21 protein-coding genes and 2 riboswitches are annotated in these 25789 nt (G+C 49.6%); of the genes, 20 read left to right on the forward strand and 1 reads right to left on the reverse strand.

Features of this window, described 5'->3' with window-relative positions; all coding sequences use genetic code 11:
- Window positions 1-218: 218 nt before the first annotated feature.
- A riboswitch (cyclic di-GMP riboswitch) is annotated at window positions 219-306 on the forward strand.
- A gap of 34 nt (window positions 307-340) precedes the next feature.
- A riboswitch (cyclic di-GMP riboswitch) is annotated at window positions 341-426 on the forward strand.
- Between the two features lie 13 nt (window positions 427-439).
- The gene (locus tag DFP98_RS34730; RefSeq protein ID WP_116065228.1) at window positions 440-1255 is read left to right on the forward strand and encodes a transglutaminase-like domain-containing protein; all 816 of its coding nucleotides are present in this window, start codon (window positions 440-442) and stop codon (window positions 1253-1255) included.
- A 60-nt stretch (window positions 1256-1315) separates the two neighbouring features.
- Here the strand turns inward: DFP98_RS34730 and DFP98_RS34735 are convergent, their stop codons facing one another.
- On the reverse strand, window positions 1316-2008 hold the full coding sequence (locus DFP98_RS34735) for a class D sortase (protein WP_116065229.1): 693 nt from the start codon (window positions 2006-2008) through the stop codon (window positions 1316-1318).
- Window positions 2009-2247: 239 nt separating this feature from the next.
- Between DFP98_RS34735 and DFP98_RS34740 the strand changes: the two genes are divergently transcribed.
- The 19 genes from DFP98_RS34740 (at window position 2248) to DFP98_RS34830 (ending at window position 25575) form a co-directional block, all read left to right on the forward strand.
- Entirely contained in the window at window positions 2248-3696 is a 1449-nt protein-coding gene (locus DFP98_RS34740; RefSeq protein ID WP_116065230.1) for a polysaccharide deacetylase family protein, read from the forward strand.
- A gap of 28 nt (window positions 3697-3724) precedes the next feature.
- A complete protein-coding gene (locus DFP98_RS34745; RefSeq protein ID WP_116065231.1) occupies window positions 3725-5038 on the forward strand; it encodes a nucleotide sugar dehydrogenase in 1314 nt (437 codons plus the stop codon).
- A gap of 29 nt (window positions 5039-5067) precedes the next feature.
- Window positions 5068-6939 (forward strand): glycosyltransferase, encoded by a 1872-nt coding sequence (locus DFP98_RS34750; protein ID WP_116065232.1) that lies wholly within the window; start codon window positions 5068-5070, stop codon window positions 6937-6939.
- Between the two features lie 38 nt (window positions 6940-6977).
- Window positions 6978-8711, forward strand: a complete 1734-nt coding sequence (locus tag DFP98_RS34755; protein WP_116065233.1) for a polysaccharide deacetylase family protein — start codon at window positions 6978-6980, stop codon at window positions 8709-8711.
- 28 nt (window positions 8712-8739) lie between these two features.
- The gene (locus DFP98_RS34760) at window positions 8740-9846 is read left to right on the forward strand and encodes a glycosyl hydrolase family 18 protein (RefSeq protein ID WP_116065234.1); all 1107 of its coding nucleotides are present in this window, start codon (window positions 8740-8742) and stop codon (window positions 9844-9846) included.
- A 350-nt stretch (window positions 9847-10196) separates the two neighbouring features.
- Window positions 10197-11705, forward strand: coding sequence for a glycan biosynthesis hexose transferase WsfD (gene wsfD, locus DFP98_RS34765; RefSeq protein ID WP_116065235.1), 1509 nt, complete (start codon window positions 10197-10199; stop codon window positions 11703-11705).
- Entirely contained in the window at window positions 11675-12514 is an 840-nt protein-coding gene (locus DFP98_RS34770) for a GGDEF domain-containing protein (RefSeq protein WP_116065236.1), read from the forward strand. Before wsfD ends, DFP98_RS34770 begins: the two co-directional genes overlap by 31 nt.
- A complete protein-coding gene (locus DFP98_RS34775; protein ID WP_181918132.1) occupies window positions 12504-14090 on the forward strand; it encodes a DUF2334 domain-containing protein in 1587 nt (528 codons plus the stop codon). Before DFP98_RS34770 ends, DFP98_RS34775 begins: the two co-directional genes overlap by 11 nt.
- 5 nt (window positions 14091-14095) lie before the next feature.
- A complete protein-coding gene (locus tag DFP98_RS34780) occupies window positions 14096-15358 on the forward strand; it encodes a glycosyltransferase family 2 protein (RefSeq protein ID WP_116065238.1) in 1263 nt (420 codons plus the stop codon).
- Window positions 15359-15368: 10 nt separating this feature from the next.
- Window positions 15369-17510, forward strand: a complete 2142-nt coding sequence (locus DFP98_RS34785; RefSeq protein ID WP_116065239.1) for a cellulose biosynthesis cyclic di-GMP-binding regulatory protein BcsB — start codon at window positions 15369-15371, stop codon at window positions 17508-17510.
- 6 nt (window positions 17511-17516) lie between these two features.
- Window positions 17517-18602: a glycoside hydrolase family 113 gene (locus DFP98_RS34790; RefSeq protein WP_147310322.1), complete on the forward strand. Its 1086-nt coding sequence runs from the start codon at window positions 17517-17519 to the stop codon at window positions 18600-18602.
- A gap of 14 nt (window positions 18603-18616) precedes the next feature.
- Entirely contained in the window at window positions 18617-19597 is a 981-nt protein-coding gene (locus DFP98_RS34795; protein WP_116065241.1) for a glycosyltransferase family 2 protein, read from the forward strand.
- Window positions 19598-19812: 215 nt separating this feature from the next.
- Window positions 19813-20967, forward strand: coding sequence for a D-alanyl-D-alanine carboxypeptidase family protein (locus DFP98_RS34800; RefSeq protein ID WP_116065290.1), 1155 nt, complete (start codon window positions 19813-19815; stop codon window positions 20965-20967).
- Between the two features lie 160 nt (window positions 20968-21127).
- Window positions 21128-21481 (forward strand): anti-sigma F factor antagonist, encoded by a 354-nt coding sequence (spoIIAA, locus tag DFP98_RS34805; RefSeq protein ID WP_116065291.1) that lies wholly within the window; start codon window positions 21128-21130, stop codon window positions 21479-21481.
- Complete coding sequence (gene spoIIAB / locus DFP98_RS34810) at window positions 21478-21924, forward strand: anti-sigma F factor (protein WP_116065242.1); 447 nt, start codon at window positions 21478-21480, stop codon at window positions 21922-21924. The genes spoIIAA and spoIIAB overlap by 4 nt, the downstream gene beginning before the upstream one ends.
- A 25-nt stretch (window positions 21925-21949) precedes the next feature.
- Window positions 21950-22708, forward strand: coding sequence for an RNA polymerase sporulation sigma factor SigF (gene sigF / locus DFP98_RS34815; protein WP_116065243.1), 759 nt, complete (start codon window positions 21950-21952; stop codon window positions 22706-22708).
- 137 nt (window positions 22709-22845) lie between these two features.
- Window positions 22846-23502, forward strand: a complete 657-nt coding sequence (locus DFP98_RS34820) for a stage V sporulation protein AA (protein ID WP_116065244.1) — start codon at window positions 22846-22848, stop codon at window positions 23500-23502.
- On the forward strand, window positions 23495-23920 hold the full coding sequence (locus DFP98_RS34825) for a stage V sporulation protein AB (RefSeq protein ID WP_116065245.1): 426 nt from the start codon (window positions 23495-23497) through the stop codon (window positions 23918-23920). The genes DFP98_RS34820 and DFP98_RS34825 overlap by 8 nt, the downstream gene beginning before the upstream one ends.
- 14 nt (window positions 23921-23934) lie before the next feature.
- Complete coding sequence (locus DFP98_RS34830) at window positions 23935-25575, forward strand: spore germination protein (RefSeq protein WP_116065246.1); 1641 nt, start codon at window positions 23935-23937, stop codon at window positions 25573-25575.
- Window positions 25576-25789: the final 214 nt, after the last annotated feature.

Consider the following 25789-nt stretch of genomic DNA (forward strand, 5'->3'; position numbering starts at 1 on the left):
GAATGGGTCATGAGTCTAGATGACCGGTCAAAATTCTTCTGGCCGAGAAAGAACGTGAAATAAAGAGCATAACTGCGACATGAGTCGGTTTGATATGGAAGACTCCGGAATTAGGGGGTCGCACCGTAGAGATAGAATATTCCAAACCTACCGAGAAATCGGTAGGTTTTTCCTTGCATAATCTATGAAAATTTGCTATACTTCTACTATAAAAGCAAGCTCGATAACGGCAAACCTGTCGAAAGGCAGCGACGCAAAGCTAGAGGGTCTTCCCTTCCGTTGGAAGGATGACAGCCAGCTACCGAAAGTCTCGGCTTTTTTTGTTTTCTTCGGACGAGCTTCACGATAAAGGCAAACCTGTCGAAAGGCAGCGACGCAAAGCTAGAGGGCCTTCTCTTCTATGAGGAATGGCAGCCAGCTATCGAAAGGAGTCAGGATTATGATTAAATTTACAAGAGTGTTGCTGGCCGCTTTCGTTCTTTTCGCTACGATCCCGGCAATCGCTTTCGCTGATACGCAAGCAAATAAAGTTACTTTGGATACGATCCAATTGGAGAGAGGCACGATTGGCATCCGACTGGCTAACAAGACATCAGTCGACATGAAGGCGAAGATTTCGAAGGGAAGCGCGAGCTATACATATACATTGAGCACGACAACGAACGACCAGACGGTGTGGCTGCCGCTGCAGTTGGGCAACGGGCAGTATGAAATTACGGTGCTTGAGCATGTTGTCGACAAAAAGTACCGCGTGAGCCTTACAGATAAGGTCGATGTAACGGTAAAGAATGAGCCTGATGTATTCTTGAATTCGACGCAGACGGTAGCTTGGAAGGAAGCTGACAAGGCGTTGGCCAAAGTCAAGGAGTTGACGAAGAAAGCTGCTACGGATGAACAGAAAGCAAAGGCGATCTACGAATATATCATTCAAAATGTCAGCTACGATAAAGATTTGGCTCGTAAGGTTGCTGCGGATTACATTCCGGACATTGACGGAACTCTGACCTCGGGCAAAGCCATCTGCTATGGTTACGCTACTCTCTACGCGGCTATGCTGCGCAGCGTAGGCATTCCGACCAAACTGGCGATGGGCAAGACGAACTTGGTTGATGAATACCACGCTTGGAACGAGGTTTACTTGAACGGCAAATGGGTTGTTGTAGACACGACTGTTGACGCAGTGCTGAGCAAAGGTGCTAATAAGATCACATTCAATAAAAAAGCAAGCGACTACGCGGCAGTCAAATATTACTGATTGAACTTAAAAGCGTCCGGAATCGTTATAGATTCCGGACGCTTTTTTCGCATAGAGAGTTTAACTTTGAGCTTCAACCCGTTCGGCGTGAACGATGAGACGATGCGTTGGATTGACTAGCGGGTCACAAGTGATTAGTGTAAGAGTCGTTTTGTCTTCGTCTTTTTTCAGTACGGACAGATCGTTTGGAAGAACGACTTTAATGTCGGTCACCTTGTAGACGAAGCTGCTGTTTCTTGTCCGGATGTCGATTTGGTCGCCGATTTCCACTTCGTCAAGTCGATTGAACATTCGTCCTTTTGTTCGGGCTCGGTGGGCTGCGACTGCGGCATTGCCGACCTCGCCAAGCGGTGCGGTTTCCGTCATATGGCCCGCACCTACCTTCATATTTTGCGCGGATGCTCCTTCTAAAATCGGTAGCTTAAGATCGATTTTGTCAATCTCGATAATCCCGATTGTTCGCTCATCCATAGGCTCTTGAGATTCCTCAGGGACCTCGGACGAATCAATTTCCGTTCCTGCTTGTTCCAGCCCCGCGTCAAGCACGTTAGAAAGTCGGCTGTACTCTGCTTGAATATTGTAGGAGCGTGCGGGATCGCCGGACGACAAAGATTGCTCCAATTCTTGCAAAATTTGTTTCTGTTCTCTATCTTGGAGGTACTCTCGGGCAAATGGGAAAGCTAGCAATGTTAGGCCTGCGGCGATCAAAGCGTAGGAAGCGATTTTAGTGACGGTTGTTCCAGTTCGTTTCATAGATTTACCATCTGCCTTTATCTATACATGATACGTTCAAACTGAAATAATAAACTATCAGGCTGAACAAAAACTGTACAATAGAAAACGGATTTTTCTATTTGACTTAGAAAAGTTTAGAAATTGTTCAGTAGGGCGTGGTAGAATATAAATGTTTGGTTGATTGGTTCTTTTCTCCTATTAAATAGGTAATTTGATCTATTGATGAAAACCGGATATTAGAAAGAGGCTTGATCTTAATGAATGGATTATTAATTTGTCGAGTTCGTTGGATTGCGAAGGGCTTGTTTATCGTACTGCTAATTTCCATAGTTACGGGATGCGGAATATTCAGCGGCGAGAAGAACGAGCAAGAGCCAACAACGGCAACGCCGGTGATCGAGCGCTACAGCGGACCGATGAGCAAGGTAATGCCCTATGTGTATACGGCGAAGAAAGAGTTCTCTCTTACATTTAACGGAATGAGCGACAATGTTACGATGACCAAGCTGCTAGATGAGCTGGATAAGTACGGGATTAAAGCGACCTTTTTTCTGCCGGGGATGCGCGTCGCGGAAGAGCCAGACATAGCCAAGCTGATTTTGGCCAGAGGGCATGAGGTTGAGAACAATACGCTGAATCGCCTTGATATGTCCAATCTTAGTTACGAGCAGATTTATAAAGAAATTCGTCTCAGCAACGAAATTATCGAGAGAGAAACGGGGGTTGCTCCTCGTTACATTCGCACACGTTCTGGCGACTATACCGACGATGTAAGACTGGCATCTGCTCACAACGGTATGGATGCTGTTATTGTCTACAGCCTGTTTTTGCATAATTGGCAGAAGGAGACTGACTTAGAGAAGGAACTGTATATCAGGAAATACATTACCCGAGGCGGAATTATTTCCATTGATGCGGAAGAGAATACCTCGCTCTTGGAAGATGTTGTGCTTGTGGCAAAAGCTGCAGAAGAGGTGGGGTACGACTTCATTCCTTTGGGACAATTGATCAAGCATGGTGGAGAGCGGAAGCCGTTGGAGCAAATCGAAGGTTACGACGCCGTACGGATCAACCCGGATTACGAAAACTCGAAGTACAATTTGATTTATGATGTAATGACGGACGAAAAGAAAATTACGCTAACATTCGATGATTGGGGGACCGATTATACGGTTACCAAGATACTGGATATATTGGCCAAGTATGATGTGAAAGTGACTTTTTTCTTACGAGCCAAAGGAGCAGAAGCTAATCCGAATTTGGCAAGGGCAATGATTGAGGAAGGACATGATGTAGCAAACCATACATATACCCATCCCGTCATTACAACTTTGACTCCGGAGCAATTGCAGGAAGATGTCGTCAAAGCTCATCAAGTCATTACAGAAGCCATTCAACAGAAGCCGACAATGCTGTTCCGACCTCCTACCGGAGAAATTGACGATAAAAGCGCCAAAATCGTTTCTGCGATCGGGCTTCCCAATATCGCGCTGTACAACGTAACGACGCTCGATTGGAACTCGGATAACAGCGCAGAGGATATTGTGAATAAAATTATGGAGAAGACGGATAAAGGGAGCGTTATTTTGCTTCACATGCTTGACGATATTCATACGATCGAAGCTCTACCTACAGTGCTCGAAAGTCTGAGGAAGTCGGGTTTCACATTCGTCAAAATGGCGGAATTAGTCGGGTTGCAAGAGTAGACGATTCGGGAGTACGGGAGAGAACAGAATGAATATCTATGATCGGCTGTTGGACAGAATGGAGTCTATCGCGGTAGTAGGATTGGGGTATGTTGGCTTGCCGCTTGCGCTAGCCTTTGCTAAAAAAGTAAATGTGGTGGGATTCGATTTAAACAAGAAGAAAATCGAAGGATACCGGAATGGATTAGATGCGACTGACGATGTCGGCGATGAGGCTGTAAGAAACAGTACAGCATCGTTTACTTCAGACGTTTCGAGGCTTGAGGATGTGCATTTTTATATTGTAGCTGTACCGACGCCGATCGGCAGCGGGAATGTTCCAGATTTGACCTACATTGAGAATGCAAGCCGGCTTGTTGGGAGCAAGCTGAGTAAGGGAGCGATCGTTGTCTTCGAATCTACCGTATATCCTGGTGTGACCGAGGAGATTTGCGTACCGATTCTGGAAGCGGAATCCGGCTTGCGCTGCGGAGAGGATTTCAAGGTCGGCTATTCGCCAGAGCGAATTAATCCGGGAGATAAAGTCCATCGTCTGGAAAATATTATAAAAATCGTATCGGGAATGGACACAGAAACGCTTGAGACGATTGCCAAAGTGTACGAGCTCATAATTGAAGCCGGCGTATACAGGGCCGAGAGCATTAAAGTGGCGGAAGCGGCTAAAGTGATAGAGAATGCGCAACGCGACGTCAATATTGCATTCATGAACGAATTAGCGATGCTATTTAAGCAAATGAACATCCCTACAAGAGCTGTGCTTGAGGCTGCGAAGACAAAGTGGAACTTCCTTCCGTTTGAACCGGGTTTGGTCGGAGGGCACTGTATCGGGATTGATCCGTATTACTTAACTTATAAAGCGGAGGACACGGGATATCGGTCGCGCATTATTCTTGCCGGACGCCACATTAACGATGGTATGGGTAGCTTTGTCGCACAGAGTATCGTCAAAATGCTGGTCAAACTTAAAGTAGACATTTCCAGTGCCAGAATCGGTTTTCTAGGACTTACATATAAGGAAAACTGTTCAGACATTCGAAATACGAAAGTCATTGATGTGATTCATGAGTTGAACGAGTATGGCATAACGCCGCTTGTAACAGATCCGATGGTTGATCCTGAACAGGCGTTTGAGGAATACGGCATAGAGTTAATGAATATGGAGCATCTGCAGCAGCTTGATGCCGTTGTAGTTGCCGTACCTCATAGCAGCTTTGCATCGATGACAGCACGGGACTTTGAGGCTATGTTTGCCAAGAATAAAACCAAGGTTCTAGTCGATGTAAAAGGTGTATTCAACAAATCGGATTTTGAGAAAAACGGCTTCCATTACTGGAGTCTGTAGCGTCGGTCTCACGGATTGGAGGCAGCGAAATGTTAAAGTTGAAGAAGAAGCCGAAGAAAACTGTCGAAGAAATATTAACAGTTCCAAAAGGGGACAGGCGTACGTTAGCTTATGTGCCGGACCCGGATAAGCTTCGAAACTCGGCTGATCGCAGAGGGCTTAAGAGCGAGGAAAGTGGAGCCCAGCAGGAAGGGAATATCCACGATAAACTTCGTATGCTTAGTTTGCGTTATGTTGCGGAGTTTGAGGTGATGATCGATTTAGCTAGGAAGGGTAAGCCGGTCCGAGGTCGATCTGTGGATGTTTCAGCAACGGGCATCTTGATTGCGGTCGATGATCTGTCACAGGATTCCTTCAGAGTCGGAGGCAATGTCCAGATTCGTTTTCGTATTCCTCCAGGAGCGATGCCCGAAGGGTTCGAATCGAACGTTAAAACACAAGCTACTGTTGTGAGAATTCTTGTCAAAGAGCATGACGGACAAGAGCAGACAATGGTCGCATTCGAGTTCGTCAAACCGCTGACTGAATATTTCCAGAAAAAGCGCTGGGGATATTCCGTTTACATGGCTAGTAGTTTGCTGCTCTTTACGGCTTTGTTTGTCATGCTTATGCGCGCGGAGAGCGTTATTTATTTCAAATACAACTCGCTTTTGTATACGTACAGCATCATCGCCGCGGCATTCTTGCTGTCGAGATATTTGTTTGGATCGTTATATCGGGATGTGCCGATTAATCCTGTTTACACGCCCGGCGTTACAATTATAATCCCTTGCTTTAATGAGGAGCAGTGGATTCACCGTACGATTCTAAGCTGCGTCAATCAGGATTATCCGGTTCACAAGCTCGAAGTGATCGTAGTAGACGATCGTTCCACGGATAATTCCCCACAGCGTATTCAAGAGACGATTGAGCTGATTCACAAAGAGGCAGAGCGCTTCGGTACTAGAGATAGAGTGAAGATGCTCCTGCTTGAAGAGAACGGCGGGAAGCGGGTGGCGTTAGTCAAAGGCGTTGAGATGGCGAAACACGATTTGGTTGTGTTCGTTGATTCGGACAGCTTCCTCGAACCAACCGCGATCCGTCATCTTGTTCAGCCTTTTCAAGATCGTAAGGTTGGAGGCGTAGCCGGGAGAACGGACGTTGAAAACAAATTTACGAATTCCATCACCAAGCTTCAAACCGTCCGCTACTATATCGCGTTCCGGATTATGAAAGCGGCCGAATCCTGGTTCGATAGCGTGACTTGTCTTTCCGGGCCGTTGTCCTGCTACCGCAAAGAATTAGTGCTCAAGCATTCCGACGCATGGTTGAATCAGAAGTTTTTAGGGCAGCCGGCCACGTTCGGAGACGACCGAAGCATGACCAACTATATTTTGCGTACACACCGCACAACTTATCAGGATAAGGCGATCTGTTCGACTATCGTACCTTCGGATATGGGCGTATTTTTGAAGCAGCAAATGCGCTGGAAACGTTCCTGGCTAAGGGAATCCTTGCGCGCATGCAAATTCATTTGGCGCAAGGAACCGTTTATGGCACTTTTCTTCCTTGTGGGATTGATAGTGCCGATTGCCGCTCCCGTAATCGTAGTATACAACCTGATCTACGTCCCTTTGTTTCATCATGTTTTTCCGGGAACATTCCTTATGGGATTATTGCTGATGGCCCTGTGCATGAGCTTGGCGCATTTGTTTTTCCGTAAGAGCAAGCTATGGATATTCGGAATTGTATTCTGTTTGTTTTATGAATTTGTGCTTCTGTGGCAGATGCCTGTAGCCTGGGTTACTTTCTGGAAATCTACATGGGGAACTAGGGAAACCCCTCAAGATATCGAGGCCAGAAACAAGAAAGAAGCGCGCAAACAAAAAAGAGTCAACCGGAAGATCGGGCTGCCGTTTTAATATGGCGGTTACGTTCCGTTCAGTAAGGAGAAGCAGAGATGGGGAACAAGAATCGCGCTCATACCCTGGACACGCGGAAGAAAGACCGACGCAAAGTAATTAAGACGGTGATTCAGCTGACCGTGCTGCTCGTTGTTGGATATATCTTGTTTCACGCGCTTGTCGACGTTGAAAAGTACAAGGAACCAGAGCGGACTGAATGGGCCTCGGACAAAGGTTTTGTCGCCTTGTCATACTTCGGAGTCAGCCGTTCGGGCACACCAAAACTGATCTCGAAGCGAGAGCTGAATAAGCATCTCAAGGCGCTCAAGGATCAGGGCTTTGTCGCAATCTCTCAACAGGATGTGCTTGATTATTATCAGGAGGGAAAGAAGCTTCCAGATAAGGCGCTGTTTCTATCTTTTGAGGACGGTCGAAACGATTCCGCGTTATTCTCTCAGCCGCTGCTAGAGAAATACAATTTCAAGGCAACTTTTCTCTCATATGCGAACAAGATGGGGAACGGAGATCGCAAGTTTCTTCAGCCGAAGGATATGAAGAAAATGACCAAAAACGGTTATTGGGAGCTTGGCAGTAACGGTTATCGACTCACCTATATCAATGTTTTCGATAGCGAAGGCAATTTCATTGGTATGAAGGATGAGAACGAGCTTCGAAATAAAATGAAAATCGATTATTACAATCATTATCTAATGGACTTTTTAAGAGACGGCGATATGATTCCAACCGAGACGCGAAGCGAAATGGAAGCACGCATTTCGGAAGATTACAGGCTGATGGAAGAAATTTATACAGACCAGCTTGGTTTCGTGCCGAACGTGTATATGATCATGCATGCGAACGCTTTGGGAGCTGGGATGAACCGTCTTGTGACGGAGGCCAACAATACAGAAATACAACGGATTTTTAAAATGCATTTTAACAGGGACGGGATTTCTTTTAACGGCAAGGACGAGGATCTTTTTGATTTGACGCGAGTACAGCCTGCACCCTACTGGTATACGAACCATTTGCTTATGAAAATAGCTAAGGATACCGGCCAGGAGATGAAGTTTTTGACCGGGGACGCCAAGCGTGCGAAGAATTGGACGCTAGTGAACGGTGCGGCTGAATTTATCGACAATCGTATTGCACTGACTTCCCAGCCGGCCGCTCCCGGTACGCTTCTTCTCAACGGCAGCGAAAACTATCAAGATGTTGAATTTGAGGCGACTTTGGCCGGTAACGTAGTTGGCCGACAGTCGATTTATGTCAGATATGACCGGGAACGGAATTCGTTCGTTCGGATCTCGCTGGATAATAATCAAGTGACGATCGAGCAGAAAAGAGCCGGACAAGAAATTGAGAAGCTGGTACAATTGGATTTGGACGAAATTGACTGGAAGGAAACCGATCTGGCGCTGAACAAGGCTACAGTCTATTCGAAGGTTCAAACTTCTAAGATCGACTTGACGGAAGAAACCCGGTATCCGGTTAATATCGCGCAAAAAAGAAAGGTATTCGTAACTTTGCGCGGCAACGATCTTCACGTTGCGATAGACGACGTCCAAACGCTTGACAGCGCGATTGATGGAGAAATTTCTTCTGGCTCCATCGCACTTGAGTCGGAATACAACGTACAGAACGAGCGGGACGATATTTACGACGGCGTCTTCGATGACGTTCAGATCAAGGGCTTGTACAGCAATCGGTTTTCCGGCTTAGACAAATGGTTCAAAGAAATCGAACGTTCGATGGACGCTACTCTTGATTGGGTGATTGAAACGTTCTGACTAGCTGGAAAGGGAAGGAGTGCGATAGTTGAGCAGGATTCGTACAAGCAATCGTCGTAAACGGACTGTTGCCCTCTATGCGTTTGCAGGTTTGTTTGTGCTCTCGGCAGGTTTGCTTTATATTTGCAGACAGGATGTGTTTGGAGCGGCTAGCAAACCTAAAATGACAGAATATAAAACAGAGCGATCGGTATGGTTGGCGGATTGGCGATGGGAAGCTGGTGTGGAGCAGTTGGGAAATGTTGCAAAAGGATTAACCAGCTTGCAGCTGTTTGCCGCTTATTTCGATGAATCCGATCGTCTGCTGTTTACGGACGAATTCCGGGAGGCGCTTCCTGTTGTTCAACAGGAAGTGGATCGAGGCGGCTTGAACCGCTTGTTCCTGACACTGGTTAATGACATCAAGTACCAAGGCGGAGGGAACGTGCAGAAGGACAGCGAGCTAGTAACGAGGCTTGTCAAAGATTTTTCGAGCCGTAGCAGCCATATCAACGAAATAATTGCCGCTGTCGAGTCATACGGTTTATCTGGTGTCGAACTAGATTACGAGAGAATTGATGACAAAGATTGGACGAATTACGCGCAGTTGATCAGAGAACTACATGCGCGGTTGATCGGTAAAGGCAAGGAGCTCCGAGTCGTTTTTGAGCCGCGCGCGCCGATCGAGCGGCTTGATCTTCCGGAAGGGCCGGTCTATATTATGATGGCGTATAATCTTTTCGGCAATCATAGTGGGCCGGGACCAAAGGCGGATGATGCATTTGTTCGCCAGCTTGCTGCACGGATGAAAGGTTTATCTGGTCAGCCCTATATCGCATTGTCATCGGGAGGCTTCGATTGGCACGGTGAAACCGGCAAAGCTGTCGGAATTACCGAACGACAAGCGGCGGATCTAGCTAGCGGTGCTACCTCGCCCCCTGTAAGAGATAAGGCGAGTGGCGCTCTGCATTTCGAATATATGGATTCGAGCGGTGCTAAGCACAACGTTTGGTATGCCGACGGCAAGACCCTAGGGCAATGGATTCAAGCAGCCAAGTCCAAAGGCATTTACAATATCGCCATATGGCGGCTGGACGAACTTGGTGAGGAGTCGCTTAAGCAGCTCCAAAGCACTGGTTCCATTCAAATTGAATAAACAAATTAACGCGAAGAAGAGAAGGGTTTGACACTCTCTCCTTCGCGTTTTTCATTTTCCGTCCGGGAATCTGATACGAAGTTAAGAACGTGTTTCTCCTTGTCGAGAAGCACGTTCTTTTTGTCGTTAGCAGTTTTATAAAATGTTCTTTTTGAGACGGTAAATAAAGGATATTTTTATTCAACCTAGAAAAGTTTAGAAATTGTTCAGTAGGTTGTGTTAGAATAGTAAAGTCCAAAAAATGGTATTTTAATAGAAATATGCTCGAAAAGTCGGAAAGCTGTACTGTTCTTGTCGAAGCGAGGAATCGTTTCTAGCACAGTCCTGTGAGTACATGAAGGGGAATTGGCATGAAGAAGTGGCTGTACAGTGTGTTGGCGCGACCGGGAACGATTGTTGTCTGTTTTACGGTTGCTTTGGCTCTAATTGTCTACACGATCCTGTTCGTCAAGCCTTACATAGGCATGGCCGACAACGGAGACTACTACAGGGAAATTCATAATCTTGGACTTTACTATTTAACTGACAACTTCGACGATCGCCACTTCGGCTACTTTAACCGTCTGTTCGGAATCAGGCAGTATCCGTTCGAGCAGACTACGCAGTTCGTATCCTCATTATCCTTGGTCATTCGAACCGCGCTATCGCTTGATTTATGGTTTACCTGGGACAATGTGTTTGATTTGCGCACGATGGGCGCCATTTATTCAGTTACCTATCTCGTTGCTTTTTATTTGCTGCTGAAGCTGTTCGGGACCCAAATGTCGCTTCCTGTTCTGGTTGGAACCGGAGCGCTGGCAGTTTTAATTTTCGGGGATGTCGGATACGTCGCCTATTTTAATTCTTTTTACGGGGAACCGGCCTCCTACATTCTGTTGTTCCTAACCTTAGGATTCGGCTTTAGATTGCTTCGGGAGCGAGTTCCGGCGACATCGGATTTTGTTTTATTTTTCCTGTGCTCGGCGCTTTTCGTAGCGGCCAAACAACAGAATGCGCCAATCGGTATTTTGCTGGCAGTCATTAACGCGCGGATTTTCTTTCTTAGGAAGGATATGCGCTGGAAAATCGTTGTTAGCGGCCTGACTTTCCTTCTGCTCGTCATTTCCGTATTCGTGTATGCGGCGATCAAAGACGGAATCAGCCACATCAATCAATACCATACCGTTACGAGGGGGATTTTAGAAAGTTCTACGAATCCGGAACGGGATATGGAGGAGCTTGGGCTGGACAAGAAGTTTTCCGTGCTGGCCGGTACTACCTACTACGATAAGTACAGTATGGAGCACTCCGAATCGGCATTAATGAACGAGCAGTTTTACCCGAATGCAGGGTATGGAGCGGTGCTCAAATATTACTTGCTGCATATGGATCGCGCCGTTCAAAAGCTTGATCTTGCTTCCAAGCACGCCTACTCGATTCGTCCGTTGGTCATTGGAAACTATGAGAAAACGGTAAACAAGGATTACGGCGCCAAGGCGGATTTTTTCTCGGTATGGAGCAGCTTTAAGGAAAAATTTTTCCCGAAGAGTTTCCGTTTTCTAGCGATTTTCTATGCCATCTACTACGGCTTTCTGACAAAGTTCTATGTCGATTACTATCGAAGGAACGAGACGCGGGGCATGATTCGCTTGGAGCTGTTTGCCCTTGTCGGACTTATTGGAGTGCTGCAGCTGTCCGTCTCGTTCCTCGGAGCCGGCGATGCGGATTTGGCCAAGCATTTATTTCTGTTTAACGTTACGTTCGATTGGATGTTTATCACAATGGCTGTTTATGTCATGAACTATGTCTATGTCAAAGCAAAAACAAAGGTAGGGGCAGGTGTGTTGAGTTGGAAGCCAAAAAGATCGATATCTGGGTAATCGCGCTTGCAATTGTCGCTTATGGAATTGTGAACCTCTTTCATTTGATGCCGAAAGAGTTTTATTTCGAGAACATGATTATGCTGAGTCTTCTGTTTGCGGCAGGTTTGCTTTCCTACTTCTCGGGCATGATTTTCGCGCTCGGGATGGCGGCAGTCGTCATCTTTTTCTATGGCAGCTACGTGATGTACGGCAATGTCGTTTTAGGCAACCCGGTGGAATCCCATGTGTACTATTGGATCGTTTTTGTGCCGCTTATAGCTGCGCTCTCGGCTACGCTTGGCGGAAGAATTCGCAAGGTGCAGACCGACAACATGAAGCTGACCCGCGAGTTCGAGGAATTCGTCACCGTTGATCAGCATACGGGCTTGGACAATGTCAAGGCATTTTACGGCGTATTGAATCAGCATATGGGGCTGTCCCGCAGATTTAAGCTGCCACTAAGTCTGATGCTCGTTAATCTGACGTATTATGACGATGTTCGCGGTATTGTCGGTCCAGAGAGAATGCGGGATATTCTGAAGGCGATCGGGGAGCAGATGGTGCAGTTTACTCGTACTGAGGATTGCAGCTATATGCTGGAGGACGGACGGACATTTGCTCTATTGCTATTTACGAACAGGGAAGGAGCGCTTGTCGTCAAGGAGCGAATCAAGGAGGGAATGAAACGGTTTAATCTCGATAATTCGGCCAAGCCGGTCAGCATCAAGACAGAGCTCCGAATCGGGATTACGGAATATGAGGATCACGAGCAGGACGTATTGGGCTTCCGCAAAGCCGCCGAGAAGGACATGGAATATGACGTTTAGCCGTTCGAAGAGCATCACACGGGCGATTGCGGTTGCTCTGATTTTAAATGTCTTTATGCTTGGGGGGCATAGCTTCACTTACGCATCCGCTTCATTTGACGGCAGTGCTACCGAGAACGTAGTAATTGTGTACGGCAATGCAAGCTTGGAGCATTCGCGGGATACTCGCAATGCCGAGCAGCTTATGAAGCTGTACGACAGCCTTAGAATACATAGCAGAATTGTTTCATTGATTCGCGTGGACGATTATCGGGCCGGGCAGATTCAGGGCGTCACTCACGTTTTTCTGTACGGATTGGCGGAGGAAAATGTCAATGCAAGCCTGGGCGCCGATCTGCGTCGTTTTTCCGGCGTTATTGGCTGGATCGGAGGGGGGCTCGAGCGTTATTCCGATTACGGTTTGCAGGAGCGAATCGCCGTAACCGGCTATTCGAACCAATTCACCGAACTGATCTTCGGCCCGGGTGAGACGGATGATCGGAATGAAACTCGGACCTTGATCGGAGAAACGCTACACGTTCCCAAGCTTGCGGCGAGCGACGGGCAAACCGTACAGCGGTTCGGATGGCTGTCGGATGGTCAGAAGCGCTATCCCTATGTCTTACATGCCGACAAATTATGGGCGATCTCGGCAATCGGAGAGAACGCGTCGCTCAATGACGCTTTAAGTCGAATACTAGATCAAATGTTCGATGTACAACGATCGAGTTGGCCCAATGTATTGTTGATGCTAAACAATGTGAGTCCATTTATCGATCTGGAGAGGCTGCAATCGACTGCAGAATGGCTGTACGAACAAGGGGTGCCGTTTATCGTTGAACTCAGGCCCGTGTTCGCGAATATGGAATTCAAACAGATGCAGCGTTATTTCGAGGTCATTCGCGAAGTTCAACAGCTCGGAGGTACGGCGGTTTTAGGCAACCTGCAGGGGTGGTATCCCCCGGATGCCTGGAATACGGACATCGAGCGGTATTCGGAAACAAACGTGACGAGCCCGGAGGACGCGGATGTTCTCATCGCCCTTTCGTTGCAGGCTTACTTAGATGCTAGGATATATCCGCTTGCGTTTACGGGCCCCATGGATCTGCTATTCGATCAGGAATATGTACGGACAATGTCATACTTCTCCACGTTCGTACAGAACGGCGTCTGGAAAGGATACGTCAGCGACCAATTGCCGGAACAGGCGTGGGCGGGGAATTACGTTTCCGACAAAGTGCTGCTGCAGTTCGACAGCTCCAATGATTGGGAGGGGCTGCAGGCGACAGTCGAACGGCGGAAGAAAGACGGAGCGACCTTCGACGATTTTAGAAATCATCCAAATAAAGTCTCATTCGATGAGTCGGACATCGCATCAGTAAGCGGAGAGATACGGGTAGACGGACAACGCGTGCTTTACGAGAAGATGGTAACGGAGGAGCCTCCTGAACAGCCTCCTGCGGAGCTATCGGGCGTGAATCGCGGAATCAAGCAAACAATGTCTTTCATTTTCATTATTGCCGGGCTAATCGTCGGACTGTTCTTACTGGCTTTCGTAGCCGGCAAACGGATTGATCGTAAAAAGCATCTGAGGTGAGTGGGATGTCCAACGGCTTAGGCTTCGTAGATTATCTGTTTCTATACTGTATGATCTCTATCTGGGTAATGCTGTTCGTGAATATCGTACTCATGATCGGCGGTTACCTCTACTATTTGAAAACGTTAAAGATGAATCTCGATGAGCCGTTGCAAGAGTATCCGACCGTTTCGGTGCTTGTTCCCGCCCATAATGAAGAGGTGGTCATCGGGCAGACGGTTAATGCATTGATTGCCCTCGACTATCCTCGCGACAAGCTGGAAATTATCGTGATTAACGATAACTCGTCGGATCGCACGGGTGAAATTCTGGCCGAAATTCAGCGCAAAAATCCCGGCGTTAATCTCATTGTGCTGACGACGGATAAAATTACCGGCGGCAAGGGGAAGTCAGGCGCCTTAAACAACGGCTATCTGAGAAGCACGGGAGAGCTGCTCGCCGTATACGACGCCGATAATACGCCGGAGAGAAATGCGCTGAAGTACTTGGTGCATACGCTGTCTCGCGACGATAAGCTTGGAGCCGTAATCGGCAAATTTCGTACGCGCAACAAAACGAAAAACATGCTCACCAAGTTCATCAACATCGAGACGCTGGGCTTTCAATGGATGGTTCAGGCCGGCAGATGGCAGTTGTTTAATCTTTGTACGATTCCGGGAACGAATTTTATCGTCCGCAAAAAGCTGATCGAAGAGATGGGCGGCTGGGACACGAAAGCGATCGCGGAGGATACGGAAATCAGCTTCCGCCTCTATCGGCTCGGTTACAAAATCCAGTACATGCCCTTGTCCGTCACATGGGAGCAGGAGCCGGAAACGGTTAAAGTGTGGATGAAACAGAGAAGCCGCTGGGTTAAAGGAAACGTCTACGTGCTCGTGAAAAACTTCAAGCTGATGTTCTCCAAGGAATTCAGGCATGTACGGTTCGACTTGCTCTACTTTTCCTCCGTTTACTTTCTGTTCCTAAGCTCTGCAATCATCTCGGACGTGATTTTTATTTTGGGCGCATGCAACCTGATTACTTACAATATCGCAGGCAATACGGTATTGCTATGGATTCTGGCCTACTTGGTGTTTGTCCTGGAGATGGCAATTGCGCTGAGCATGGAAAAAGGAGAAAGCAACGCCAAAAATATCGGTTTGGTCGCGCTGATGTATTTCACGTATTGCCAGATGTGGCTGATTGTGGCCCTTAAAGGCGTTTGGCAGTACATCAAGGACAGCGTGCTCGGTTTGGAAGCGAAATGGTATAAAACTGAAAGGTTCTAGGAGGTAAGTCATGAAGTCAAGGGGATCGGCCTTAGGTATATTTGTGCTGGTACTGCTGTTGTTTCTGACGACGACAACGGGCGCGTTTGCCGCGCTGGAAGAGACCGCTTCAGAGGAGCAGGCGGCGCATTGGGAAGAGCAGGCCGAAGACGGCCCGCTGTTTAAATACTATTTGCTGAATCGCGATATTGAATTCAAAGGACCTTTAAGTTCCGACCGCACTTATATTAATGTGGATAAGCACTGGCAGGTGCGCAAAGCATGGATAAGCTTGGCGGTTACGGTCAGCGATCTGTCGAAAAATGCCGCTTTGACGGTGTATGTCAACAATCTTCCGATCAATACCGAATTGCTCGCGCAAAGCGAACAAAGTCAGATTTTACGTTTGCCGTTGCCGTTGACGGCGCTGAAGGAAGGCAGCAACGAGATTCGGCTCGAGGTGTCTACTACAGGATCGGAAAATAATGAGGCCGTGTGCATGGAGGAGACGGAATCCGGCAGGTGGGTGCTTATTCGCGGTACCTCTTATGTTCATCTGAATTTTAGCGAGAATGCGCCGACGTCGAACCTTAACGAATACCCGTACCCTTTCCTGAAAACGAGCGAGAGTCCGCAAGCTCATTCGAGCCTCATTCTGCTGCCAGACCAAGCGAGCGAAGAAGAGATCGCAGCTGCATTGCGTATCGCCGCCGGTCTCGGGGCTTTGGCGCAAGACGAGAGCACAGATTTGAACATGGCTAGCTACTCTCAAGTAACCAAGTCCGAACTGAGCAAATATGACATTATTTACTTGGGCGGTTACGATCAAGCGCCTGCTGAAATTCGCTCGCTGTTGTCAGAGAGCGATAAAGCCGGGCTGTCTCAAGGAGCCGTCATTTTCAGAGGAGCGTCTCCCTTTAATAAAGAGAAAACGTTGATGGGGATTACGACGCAGGGCGACAAGGCCGATCTAGTCGACGCGGCCAGACTGTTCCAAAATGGGGACTTGATCTCGCAGATGGATGCTAACGTTTTTCAACTGCGGCATGGTATGGAAGTCGGTACGCTTGCTGCTGCTGCCGATCAATATGTCCTGAAGGACATGGGGTACGGCAACGGTATTTACTTGGAAGGAAGATACCGGCAGCAGGCAACTGCAGGAATCAGGTTGACCTCCAATCGTCTCGTTGTTCCAGGCGCCAAGGCAGTCGTGCATTTCAGATACGCGCAGAACCTGGATTTCGACAAATCCTTGATAACGATTTATGTGAACGGGGTTCCGGTCGGAAGCAAGAAGCTCACGTCGGAGAATGCCCAGGAAGATAAGCTTGAGGTGCCGATTCCCGAGAATTTGATTTCCGCCGGTTATGTCGAAGTCAGTTTTTCTTTTGATTTGCTCTTGAAAAATATGGGCTGCGATCGGTTGCATGACGAAACGCCATGGGCTTTCGTGGATGGGCAAACGGCGATTTATTTGCCGACCAAGGGAGAGCGCGCGCTTCTGCTCGACAATTATCCGTGGCCGTTCGTCAAGGATGGGAGATTTAACGATACGGCCGTAGTTGTGTCGAGCCAACCGAGCAAACAAGAGTTGGATTTCGTTGCGGAGTTGTTTGGCTTCCTGGGCAAGGAAGTGAAGGACAATGAAGGGACGTTAACCGTCGTGAAAGATTCGGAGCTTAAGGAACTCGACAAACGTTATAATTACATTATGGCCGGAACGCCTAGTCAACTGCAGGCGATTCGGACAATTAACGAATCGTTGTGGTTCAAATATGACGACCAATTCGGCTACTTTCAATCCAATGAAATGAGAAGACTGCTTGAAAGCTTCTCTCGCAATCTTGCATCCGTGCAATTGGCAATTTCGCCTGTGAATCCCGAGAGGGGGCTGCTCATCGCAACGGCTCCCAAACAAGAGAATTTGCTTCACGTTAAGAAATATTTGACGGAGCCGAGGTTTGCTTCCAATCTGCTAGGAAACGCTATGCTCGTCGATCGCGAGGAGAACGCGACGAATCATTACTTCGCGGAAGAGGAAATTTTCTCGGTTGCCGACCGGATTAATATGGGAAGCTCCCAGTTTAAAGTATTTGCTGTCATGTTTGCTACGGTCATGCTTTTGATTTTCATAGGGATTTTCTGGTATTGGAAAAACCGTAGAAGGAGGTAAGAGCTTTTGGCACGACCGATAAACCGGCGAACTCGGGGACTAATCGCTGCAGCTGTCGTTATAGCCGCAGCAGGGTTGCTGTGGTTGGCAGACAACGTTACATTTCCGAGCGGTCGCTTGGCATCGGAGGAGCAGGACGTTCGCGAGCTCAAAATAAAGTCCGGAAATTTGTCGGTCGATTATACGCTTGAACAAGCGCTTGCCGATGTGGAGCGGTTACGATTAAACGCGGTGAATGTGCCGGTAATGGTCGAAGTCGACACTTTGACTTCCAGCCGGATGCGCGTGAACGGCGAGAGTCTAATGAAAGCTCAATCTGTGATACATGAGCTTAACAAGCGCAATGTGCGTGTATTACTGGAGCCTTACCCATGGATCGGCAAAGGCGTCTATTACGAGACCGATTGGAAGCCTGACGACGTTGAGCTTTTTTTCAGCGAATGGGGACGGGCGGTTGATGAAATCGTGGATCGAATCGCCGTTCCCGAATCGATATATGCACTGTATGTGGCATCCAATCTTGTTTACTTGGAGGCATACGAGAAACAATGGGCGGATCTGATCGATCGGGTGAAGTCGCGTTATGACGGGTTGGTCACTTATCGGACGAATTGGTGGTATACGGCGGATTGGGACGCCGCCAGTCTGGAAGCCTACGAAAGAAAAATCGACAATAACATTTTCGGTAAAGTCGACTTTGTTTCGATTGCAGCGTATTTCGAATTGTCGGATCGGCCGGTCAATACGGTAAGTCAGCTAGTCGATGCCTTGCATTCGACAACCGTGTATGGAAGGAAACAGGACGTTGTTGACGAAATCGAGCGATTGCAAGCGCGGTGGAAAAAGCCCGTTTTTTTTGGTGAACTAGGCTTTCCAAAACGCGAATACGCAGCCAAACATCCTTGGAACCCTTCTCCGTCGAACGACTACAGCGCAGATGAGCAGGCTAGAGTATTTGAAGCCTATCGCCTAACCTTCACCCAGAACTGGTTCATGGGCTTTTCCGTATTCGCGATCGGCGAAGCGGGAGAGGACAAGCATTATTATCCATCGGAGCAGAGTGTGGAAGTGATACGTAACTGGTACTCATGACGAGACTGTCAGGAATGGAGAACATTAAAATGATCAAATACTCAGTTGTCGTTCCGCTGTTTAACGAGGAAGAAGTGTTGGAGGAAACCTATAAGCGCCTGACCGCGGTAATGCGGCAAACGAATGAATCCTATGAGTTGGTTTTCGTCAATGACGGAAGTCGCGATCGGACGGCGGAGATTGCGTCGGGGCTATGCCAGCGGGACAGATGTGTGAAGTTCATTCAGTTTTCGCGAAATTTTGGACATCAGATTGCGATAAGCGCAGGCATGGACTATGCGGCCGGACAAGCGATAATTGTAATCGATGCGGATTTGCAGGATCCTCCCGAAGTCATACTTGAGATGATTCAGGAGTGGAAGAACGGTTATGATGTCGTTTATGGCAAGCGCTTAGTCCGCAAAGGCGAGACATTCTTCAAGAAAGCGACGGCTTCGATGTTCTACCGTCTATTGCGAAAAATGACCAGTGTCGAAATTCCTGTGGATACAGGGGATTTTCGTCTGATCGATCGCAAGGTGTGCGATGTTTTAAAGGGACTTACAGAAAAAAACCGCTTCGTGCGGGGATTGGTTAGTTGGGCGGGCTTCCGTCAGAAAAGCGTCGAATACGTGCGGGAGGAACGTTGGGCCGGAGAGACGAAATATCCATTGAGAAAAATGATCCGATTTGCGCTCGACGGGATTACGTCTTTCTCCCACAAACCTTTAAAAGTAGCGAGTTACCTTGGTTTATCGCTTTCTTTCTTCAGCTTTATTTATTTGTTGATCGTTCTTTATCAGAAAGTGTTCACGAGTACGACGATTACCGGGTGGTCTTCCATTCTGGCCGTTAATTTGTTCTTCAACGGCATCATTCTTGTGATCCTTGGAGTTATGGGCGAATACATAGGAAGGGTGTACGACGAGGCCAAAGGACGTCCTCTGTACATCGTTTCCGAGACAATAGGAATCAAACGTCAGGAACGCGTTGAAGTTCTAATCGGCACTCGTTAATCAACAAATTGAATAAATGATGCTCCGCAAGAGTGGCTCCACCCCGATGGAATATATTTCTTCCCCGAAGGACAGACTAGAAAAATGAAGTAAACCTCTAAAGGGAAGAAATTATTGGCCGACAATCGGCCTTTCAGGAGGGGGAGCCACTTTTGGCTTGTAAAGAGACACGAATATCGTCCGGACGTCGTCTGTGCGCTTGGCTGCTGGCCGGGATGTTGACAGCGGCTCTGATTGCTCCGTCCGCTGCCGCAGCTCAGGAACCGGCTTCTAAGCAGCCGGCTGCGGATCTCGCGGCCAACGCCAAATCTGCGATTCTGATGGATGCGGACAGCGGTACGGTCGTCTACGAGAAAAATAGTACGCTCTCTTTGCCACCTGCCAGCATCACCAAAATTATGACGATGCTGCTTGTGATGGAGGCGCTTGACGAAGGTCGGCTGAAGCTGTCCGACAAGGTAACGGCAAGCGAACACGCCGCTTCGATGGGCGGGTCGCAAATTTTTCTGGAGCCGGGCGAAGAGATGACCGTTGAGGACATGCTTAAGGGCGTCGCGCTCGCCTCGGGCAATGACGCCTCCGTTGCGCTCGCCGAAAAGCTGGGCGGGAGCGAGCCGCAATTTGTCGCAATGATGAACGAGAAGGCCGCCGAGCTGGGAATGACCAACACGAAGTTCGTCAACTGCAACGGGCTGCCTGCCGAAGGCCACATGTCTTCCGCGCGCGATATCGCCATTATGTCCAGGGAACTGCTGAAATACGAAAACATTACGAAATATACCGGACTGTACCAAGATTATTTGCGCAAAGGCAGTCCCAAGCCGTTCTGGCTTGTAAATACGAACAAGCTCGTTCGTTTCTATAGCGGCGCCGACGGATTAAAGACCGGCTTTACGAGCGAAGCGAAGTTCTGTTTGTCGGCGACGGCGCGCAGGGACAATTTGCGGCTGATTGCCGTCGTCATGGGCGAGCCCAATACGAAGACGCGCAATGCGGAAGTGTCGCAGCTGTTTGACTATGCGTTCGCTCAGTACACGAATGTCCCGATCTACAAGAAGGGCGATTCGATCGGCACTCTTCAAGTGGAGAAGGGGAAAGTAGCCAAAGTTCCTCTGACGGCAAGGCGTTCGTACAGCGTTCTGTTGAAGAAAGGCGACGCAGGCAAGGGCATTCGTCACGAGCTTGTGCTTGAACCCAACGTAAAGGCTCCGGTGGAGATCGGGCAGCCGATCGGCAAACTGGTCGTATACCGCGGCGATGACGTGCTGGTCGAGTTTCCGGTGGAATCTCCGGCGGCAGTCGAACGCGCCGGCTGGTGGGCGCTGCTGCGTCGAACGACAGGGCAACTATTTTTCTCAGGGGCGGACTGACTGCGCATAAGGCGGCAAGACGAAGTTTCGTCGCCGCCTCTTTCGCGCGTTTTGTCGATTCTATGGGGCCTGCTTCTAGTTTTGTCGGAGGGCAGGAATGAGGGAGCGCTTCGTAGAATTGGTGACGAGGCAAGCAGGATATGGGGAAGGGGAAATGAGGATGAGCTTGCAGGTTGAGCTGGAACAGCAACGCAATGTTTTGATCGTACGACTGAGGGGGGAGCTGGACCACCATACCGCGGACATCGTCCGCTTCAAGATGGAGGACGCGATTATGCGCGGGCGGTGCGATCACGTCGTGCTCAGCCTGAAAGAATTGCAATTTATGGACAGCTCGGGGCTCGGCGTCATTCTCGGACGCTATAAGCTGCTTAAGAGCCGCGGCGGCAAAATGGTCGTATGCGATACGCAGCCCGGCGTTAAAAGGCTGTTTGAGCTGTCGGGGTTGTTCAAGATTCTCTCGTTCTATGATTCGGAGCGCTTGGCAGTTGCCGGTCTGGAGGTTGTATCATGAGTGGACATAATCATATGAAGCTCTCATTTGCGAGCCGTTCCGAGAACGAGTCTTTCGCGAGAGTGACGGTTGCGGCATTTATCACGCAGCTTGATCCGACATTGGAACAAGTGGACGAGATCAAGACGGTCGTGTCGGAGGCGGTAACCAACGCGATCATTCACGGCTACGAGGGAAGGACGGACGGCATCGTCACCGTCGAAGCGGAGCTGGACGGAGATATGATTTCGCTATCCGTCAGCGACCAGGGCAAAGGAATTGAAGATTTGGAGCTGGCCAGACAGCCGTTGTTCACTTCGCGCCCAGAGCTTGAACGCTCGGGCATGGGCTTTACGATCATGGAAAATTTCATGGACGAATTTGACGTCGTCAGCTCGGAAGCAGGCGGTACGTCTCTTAGGATGAAGAAGCGGATCGAGTCGAAAAAGGCGTTGTTTAACTAAAAACCGTGCGGCAGGGGTTGGAGGCATGGAATCAGAATGGAAACGATCGTCTCCGCCGGCTTATTTGGATGACGGAGAAGTGAAGCGCCTTATTGCGCTTAGTCAATCCGGAGATACGACCGCGCGAGACACGCTCGTCAATAGCAACATTCGGCTAGTATGGTCCGTCGTGCAGCGGTTTGCCAATCGCGGCTACGACAGCGACGACCTGTTCCAGATCGGCTGCATCGGCTTGCTGAAGTCGGTGGACAAGTTCGATCTTTCTTACGACGTGAAGTTTTCGACTTACGCTGTGCCGATGATTATCGGAGAGATTCAAAGATTTCTCAGAGACGACGGTACGCTGAAAGTGAGCCGCTCCTTGAAAGAGATGGCCAATCGCGTCCGCAAGACGAAGGACGAGCTGTCCAAGCGATACGGGCGTGCGCCGACGATTGGCGAAGTGGCCGAGGAGCTTGGCGTGACGCCGGAGGAAATCGTCTTTGCTCAGGAAGCGAACAAGCCGCCGACCTCGATTCACGAGACGGTGTTCGAGAACGACGGCGATCCGATCACGCTTATGGATCAGATCGCCGATGAATCTCAGGAGCGCTGGTTCGACAAGCTGGCTTTGACGGAAGCGATCCAAGGGCTGAGCGAAAGGGAGCGGCTGATTATTTTCCTGAGGTATTTCCGCGATCAGACGCAATCCGAAGTTGCCGGCAGACTGGGTATCTCTCAAGTCCAGGTCAGCCGGCTGGAGAAAAAAATATTGCAAAACATTAAAGACCAGATCGCGCAGTAGGTCGCTGCTTGCAGTGCGCGATCCGCGGGAGGCGGACGCCGGAAACGGGCGGACGCCTCTTCTTTTTTTCCGAAATACGGTTAGGCTGCCGCTTTCCATTCCATACTAAGCGAAATGCCGCTTGGGGGAGGGGGAGTATGAGTCGCTCGCATGCAGAGGAGGAAAACAGGGTCGTCTACGTCCGGATGCGCAGAAGAGCGGTCGTTCGTCCCGGCGCTGTAATTCGTTTGGGAGACGTCGCCAGACTGGTAACGGAGAAGGAACTGCAAATTCGGCTTGAAAAGCTCGCGCTGCACAAGGTTACCGCTGGCGACGGCAATATGGTGCTGATCGACATGCTGCAAGTCGTTAAAGCGATTCGCGAAGCGGAGCCGGGCATGGTCATCGAGACGTTCGGAGAACCGCATGTGCTGCTGGAGATTTCGCCTGCCGGCGAAGTTAAACCTCGCCGGATTGTGCTTGCGCTTGCCTGGCTGCTGCTGTTTTTCGGCTCCGGAATGGCGATGATGAACTTCCATGCCGACGTCAATATGCCCGCGGTGCAGAAAAGAATTACCGAGCTGATTACCGGCAAAGACGGCGCCCATCCTTGGCTGTTTCAAATTCCGTACTCGATCGGGGTCGGAATGGGGATGCTGCTGTTTTTTAACCGACTCTTGCGCAAACGGCTGAACGACGAGCCGAATCCGCTGGAGGTGGAGATGTTCATGTACCAGGAAAATGTGAATCATTACGTCATTACCGAGGAATACCGTAAAAAACACGAGGACAGGACGGGGAGAGACGGTGACTGAAGCGCTTCGGGGCCTGCTGCTTGGCATCGTAAGCCTGGCTGGGGGCTTTGCCGTCGGGAGCGCCTTCGTAGCGCTGCTGATCGTGCTCGACTTGATTCCCAGACTGGTGCAACTGACGAGAGGCCACCGCCGCTCAGCCGTGTTCGAATCCGCGATTCTGATCGGCTCGCTGTATTGGATTTGCGCGGATTTGTTCGACTGGACCTTCCGGCTGTCGGCGCGTTTTCTGCTTATTCCGGCAGTTTTTCAGGGCTTGTTCGTCGGCATGTTCGCCGCCGCTTTGACGGAGGTGCTGAACGTGATCCCTATCGTGTCTAAGAGATTAAAGCTTAAACCTTATTTATTGCCGCTATTGATGGCCATGGTGTTGGGCAAGGTGACGGGCTCGCTCGTCGACTGGCTGTGGTTGCAGCCTTAAGGAGCGTGAATGTGATGGAAACGACCGAGCAGGGCGGCGTGAATGACGGACATGCGGGCCGGCAGATGAAATTTCCGAAGGAGCTGATCCGGAAGGCTTCGGTTCGAAAAGAGAGTTCTTCGGGGGAAGAGAGAGACGCGCGGCATCAGGAAAAGAAGGAGATAACGCCATCGGCATCGGAAACAGCTCGCAAGACGTCCGAGCGCATCCCCGACGAGCTTGAGCGATGGAAGCGGCAGCTGACGGAGACGATTGGACTGGACAAAAGCTTCGAGGTTCAAGTTCGGGAGATGATTTTCGGCGGCAGGAAGGTGGCGCTGCTATTCCTTAGCGTGTTCGCCAAGGATACGGCGCTGACGGAGATCATCAAGAGATTAACCTATCTGAATCCCGACAGTTCGCTGGATTCCGACGCACTGCAGTCTTTTCTGGAGTGCTATGTGCCTGCGGTACAGGTCCAGAGAACGGATTCTTTCCCGGAAATGGTCGACGGTGTGCTGATGGGCAATACCGCCTTTTACGTAGACGGGCAGTCGGCGGCGCTGATGATAGACGCGAAATCTTTCCCGGGAAGAAATCCGGAGCAGCCTTCGCTGGAGAAGGTCGTCAGGGGCAGCCAGGACGGTTTTACGGAGACGCTGCTAACGAACGTCGCGCTCATTCGGCGCAGGCTGCGCGACCCGAATTTACGCTTTGAGATTATGAAGGTCGGGCGTCGCACCCAGACGGACGTCTGCATCGGATATATCGACGATATCGCGAACACGGAGCTGGTGGAATCGATTCGGGACAAAATTCGCGCGATCGATATCGACGGCCTCCCGCTCGCGGATAAGCAGTTGGAGGAAATGACGGTCAGCAGCAACTGGAATCCGTTCCCTCTGGTGAGGTATACGGAACGGCCCGACGTCGTTGCGGCGCAACTGCTCGACGGAAGCGTTACCGTTATCGTCGATACTTCGCCCAGCGCGATTCTGCTGCCGACGACGTATTTTGATTTGGTGCAGCACGCGGAAGAAAATCGCCAAAACCCGTTCATGGGCTCCTATATGAGATGGGTGCGGTATTTGGGCATTCTCGCATCGCTTGTGCTGATGCCGCTGTGGTTTTTGTTTAACGCCAATCCCTCGATGCGCCCCGAGTGGTTATGGTTTGTAGGAACGGACAAGGCGGGGCAGCTTCCGCTGATACTTCAATTTCTGATTGCGGAGGTCGGCGTCGATCTGCTCCGGCTTGCGGCCGTGCACACGCCAGCGCCTCTCGTCACCGCGATGACTTTGCTGTCGGCGATCCTGATCGGCGATATAGCGGTCAAGACAGGGTTATTCGTCAACGAGGTTATTTTATATATGGCGGTGTCCGCAATCGGCATGTTCGCGACGCCGAGCTACGAGTTGGGCTTGGCGAATCGAATCATACGATTGGGTTTGCTTCTCGCCGTGTTTTTCTTCCAGGAAATCGGCTTTGTGATCCTTGCGACGGCCACGCTGCTGTATTTGGCCTTCAAGCGATCGTTCAACGCGCCTTACCTATGGCCTTTCCTGCCCTTTAACGCAGTCGCGTTCCGCAACATCCTGTTCAGAATGCCGCTGTCGACGAACAAGAAGAGGCTGTCGATCTACCGGACCAAAAAAAATCGCAAGCAGCCGGTATAGCGTAAAGGCGGCTTCGTATGCCGGGTTTTCGGGGTTTCGGACGGACGAAATGCCCCGATTGCCCGGCTTTTTGGCGACTTTTCATAAAGTTAGTGCAAATGTTGTGGCAAATCCTCCATATCCCCTTGGCCGGATTTCCGGTATACTGAGTGTTAAAGTGCAAACTCCGGAGAGGTCGGCTAACGGCCGTTTCCGAATTATTCGCCAAAGGGGA

It is taken from the genome of Cohnella phaseoli (assembly GCF_003386235.1).
GTDB classification, from domain to species: Bacteria; Bacillota; Bacilli; order Paenibacillales; family Paenibacillaceae; genus Cohnella; species Cohnella phaseoli.

Coding starts and splice junctions, on each gene's coding strand:
- spoIIAA (WP_116065291.1), top strand. CDS start 21,128: ATGAGCTTGCAGGTTGAGCTGGAACAGCAACGCAATGTTTTGATCGTA.
- DFP98_RS34775 (WP_181918132.1), top strand. CDS start 12,504: ATGACGTTTAGCCGTTCGAAGAGCATCACACGGGCGATTGCGGTTGCT.
- DFP98_RS34735 (WP_116065229.1), bottom strand. CDS start 2,008: ATGAAACGAACTGGAACAACCGTCACTAAAATCGCTTCCTACGCTTTG.
- DFP98_RS34785 (WP_116065239.1), top strand. CDS start 15,369: ATGAAGTCAAGGGGATCGGCCTTAGGTATATTTGTGCTGGTACTGCTG.
- wsfD (WP_116065235.1), top strand. CDS start 10,197: ATGAAGAAGTGGCTGTACAGTGTGTTGGCGCGACCGGGAACGATTGTT.
- DFP98_RS34750 (WP_116065232.1), top strand. CDS start 5,068: ATGTTAAAGTTGAAGAAGAAGCCGAAGAAAACTGTCGAAGAAATATTA.
- DFP98_RS34780 (WP_116065238.1), top strand. CDS start 14,096: ATGTCCAACGGCTTAGGCTTCGTAGATTATCTGTTTCTATACTGTATG.
- DFP98_RS34745 (WP_116065231.1), top strand. CDS start 3,725: ATGAATATCTATGATCGGCTGTTGGACAGAATGGAGTCTATCGCGGTA.
- spoIIAB (WP_116065242.1), top strand. CDS start 21,478: ATGAGTGGACATAATCATATGAAGCTCTCATTTGCGAGCCGTTCCGAG.
- DFP98_RS34755 (WP_116065233.1), top strand. CDS start 6,978: ATGGGGAACAAGAATCGCGCTCATACCCTGGACACGCGGAAGAAAGAC.
- DFP98_RS34730 (WP_116065228.1), top strand. CDS start 440: ATGATTAAATTTACAAGAGTGTTGCTGGCCGCTTTCGTTCTTTTCGCT.
- DFP98_RS34830 (WP_116065246.1), top strand. CDS start 23,935: ATGGAAACGACCGAGCAGGGCGGCGTGAATGACGGACATGCGGGCCGG.
- DFP98_RS34800 (WP_116065290.1), top strand. CDS start 19,813: ATGTTGACAGCGGCTCTGATTGCTCCGTCCGCTGCCGCAGCTCAGGAA.
- DFP98_RS34795 (WP_116065241.1), top strand. CDS start 18,617: ATGGAGAACATTAAAATGATCAAATACTCAGTTGTCGTTCCGCTGTTT.
- DFP98_RS34740 (WP_116065230.1), top strand. CDS start 2,248: ATGAATGGATTATTAATTTGTCGAGTTCGTTGGATTGCGAAGGGCTTG.
- sigF (WP_116065243.1), top strand. CDS start 21,950: ATGGAATCAGAATGGAAACGATCGTCTCCGCCGGCTTATTTGGATGAC.
- DFP98_RS34820 (WP_116065244.1), top strand. CDS start 22,846: ATGAGTCGCTCGCATGCAGAGGAGGAAAACAGGGTCGTCTACGTCCGG.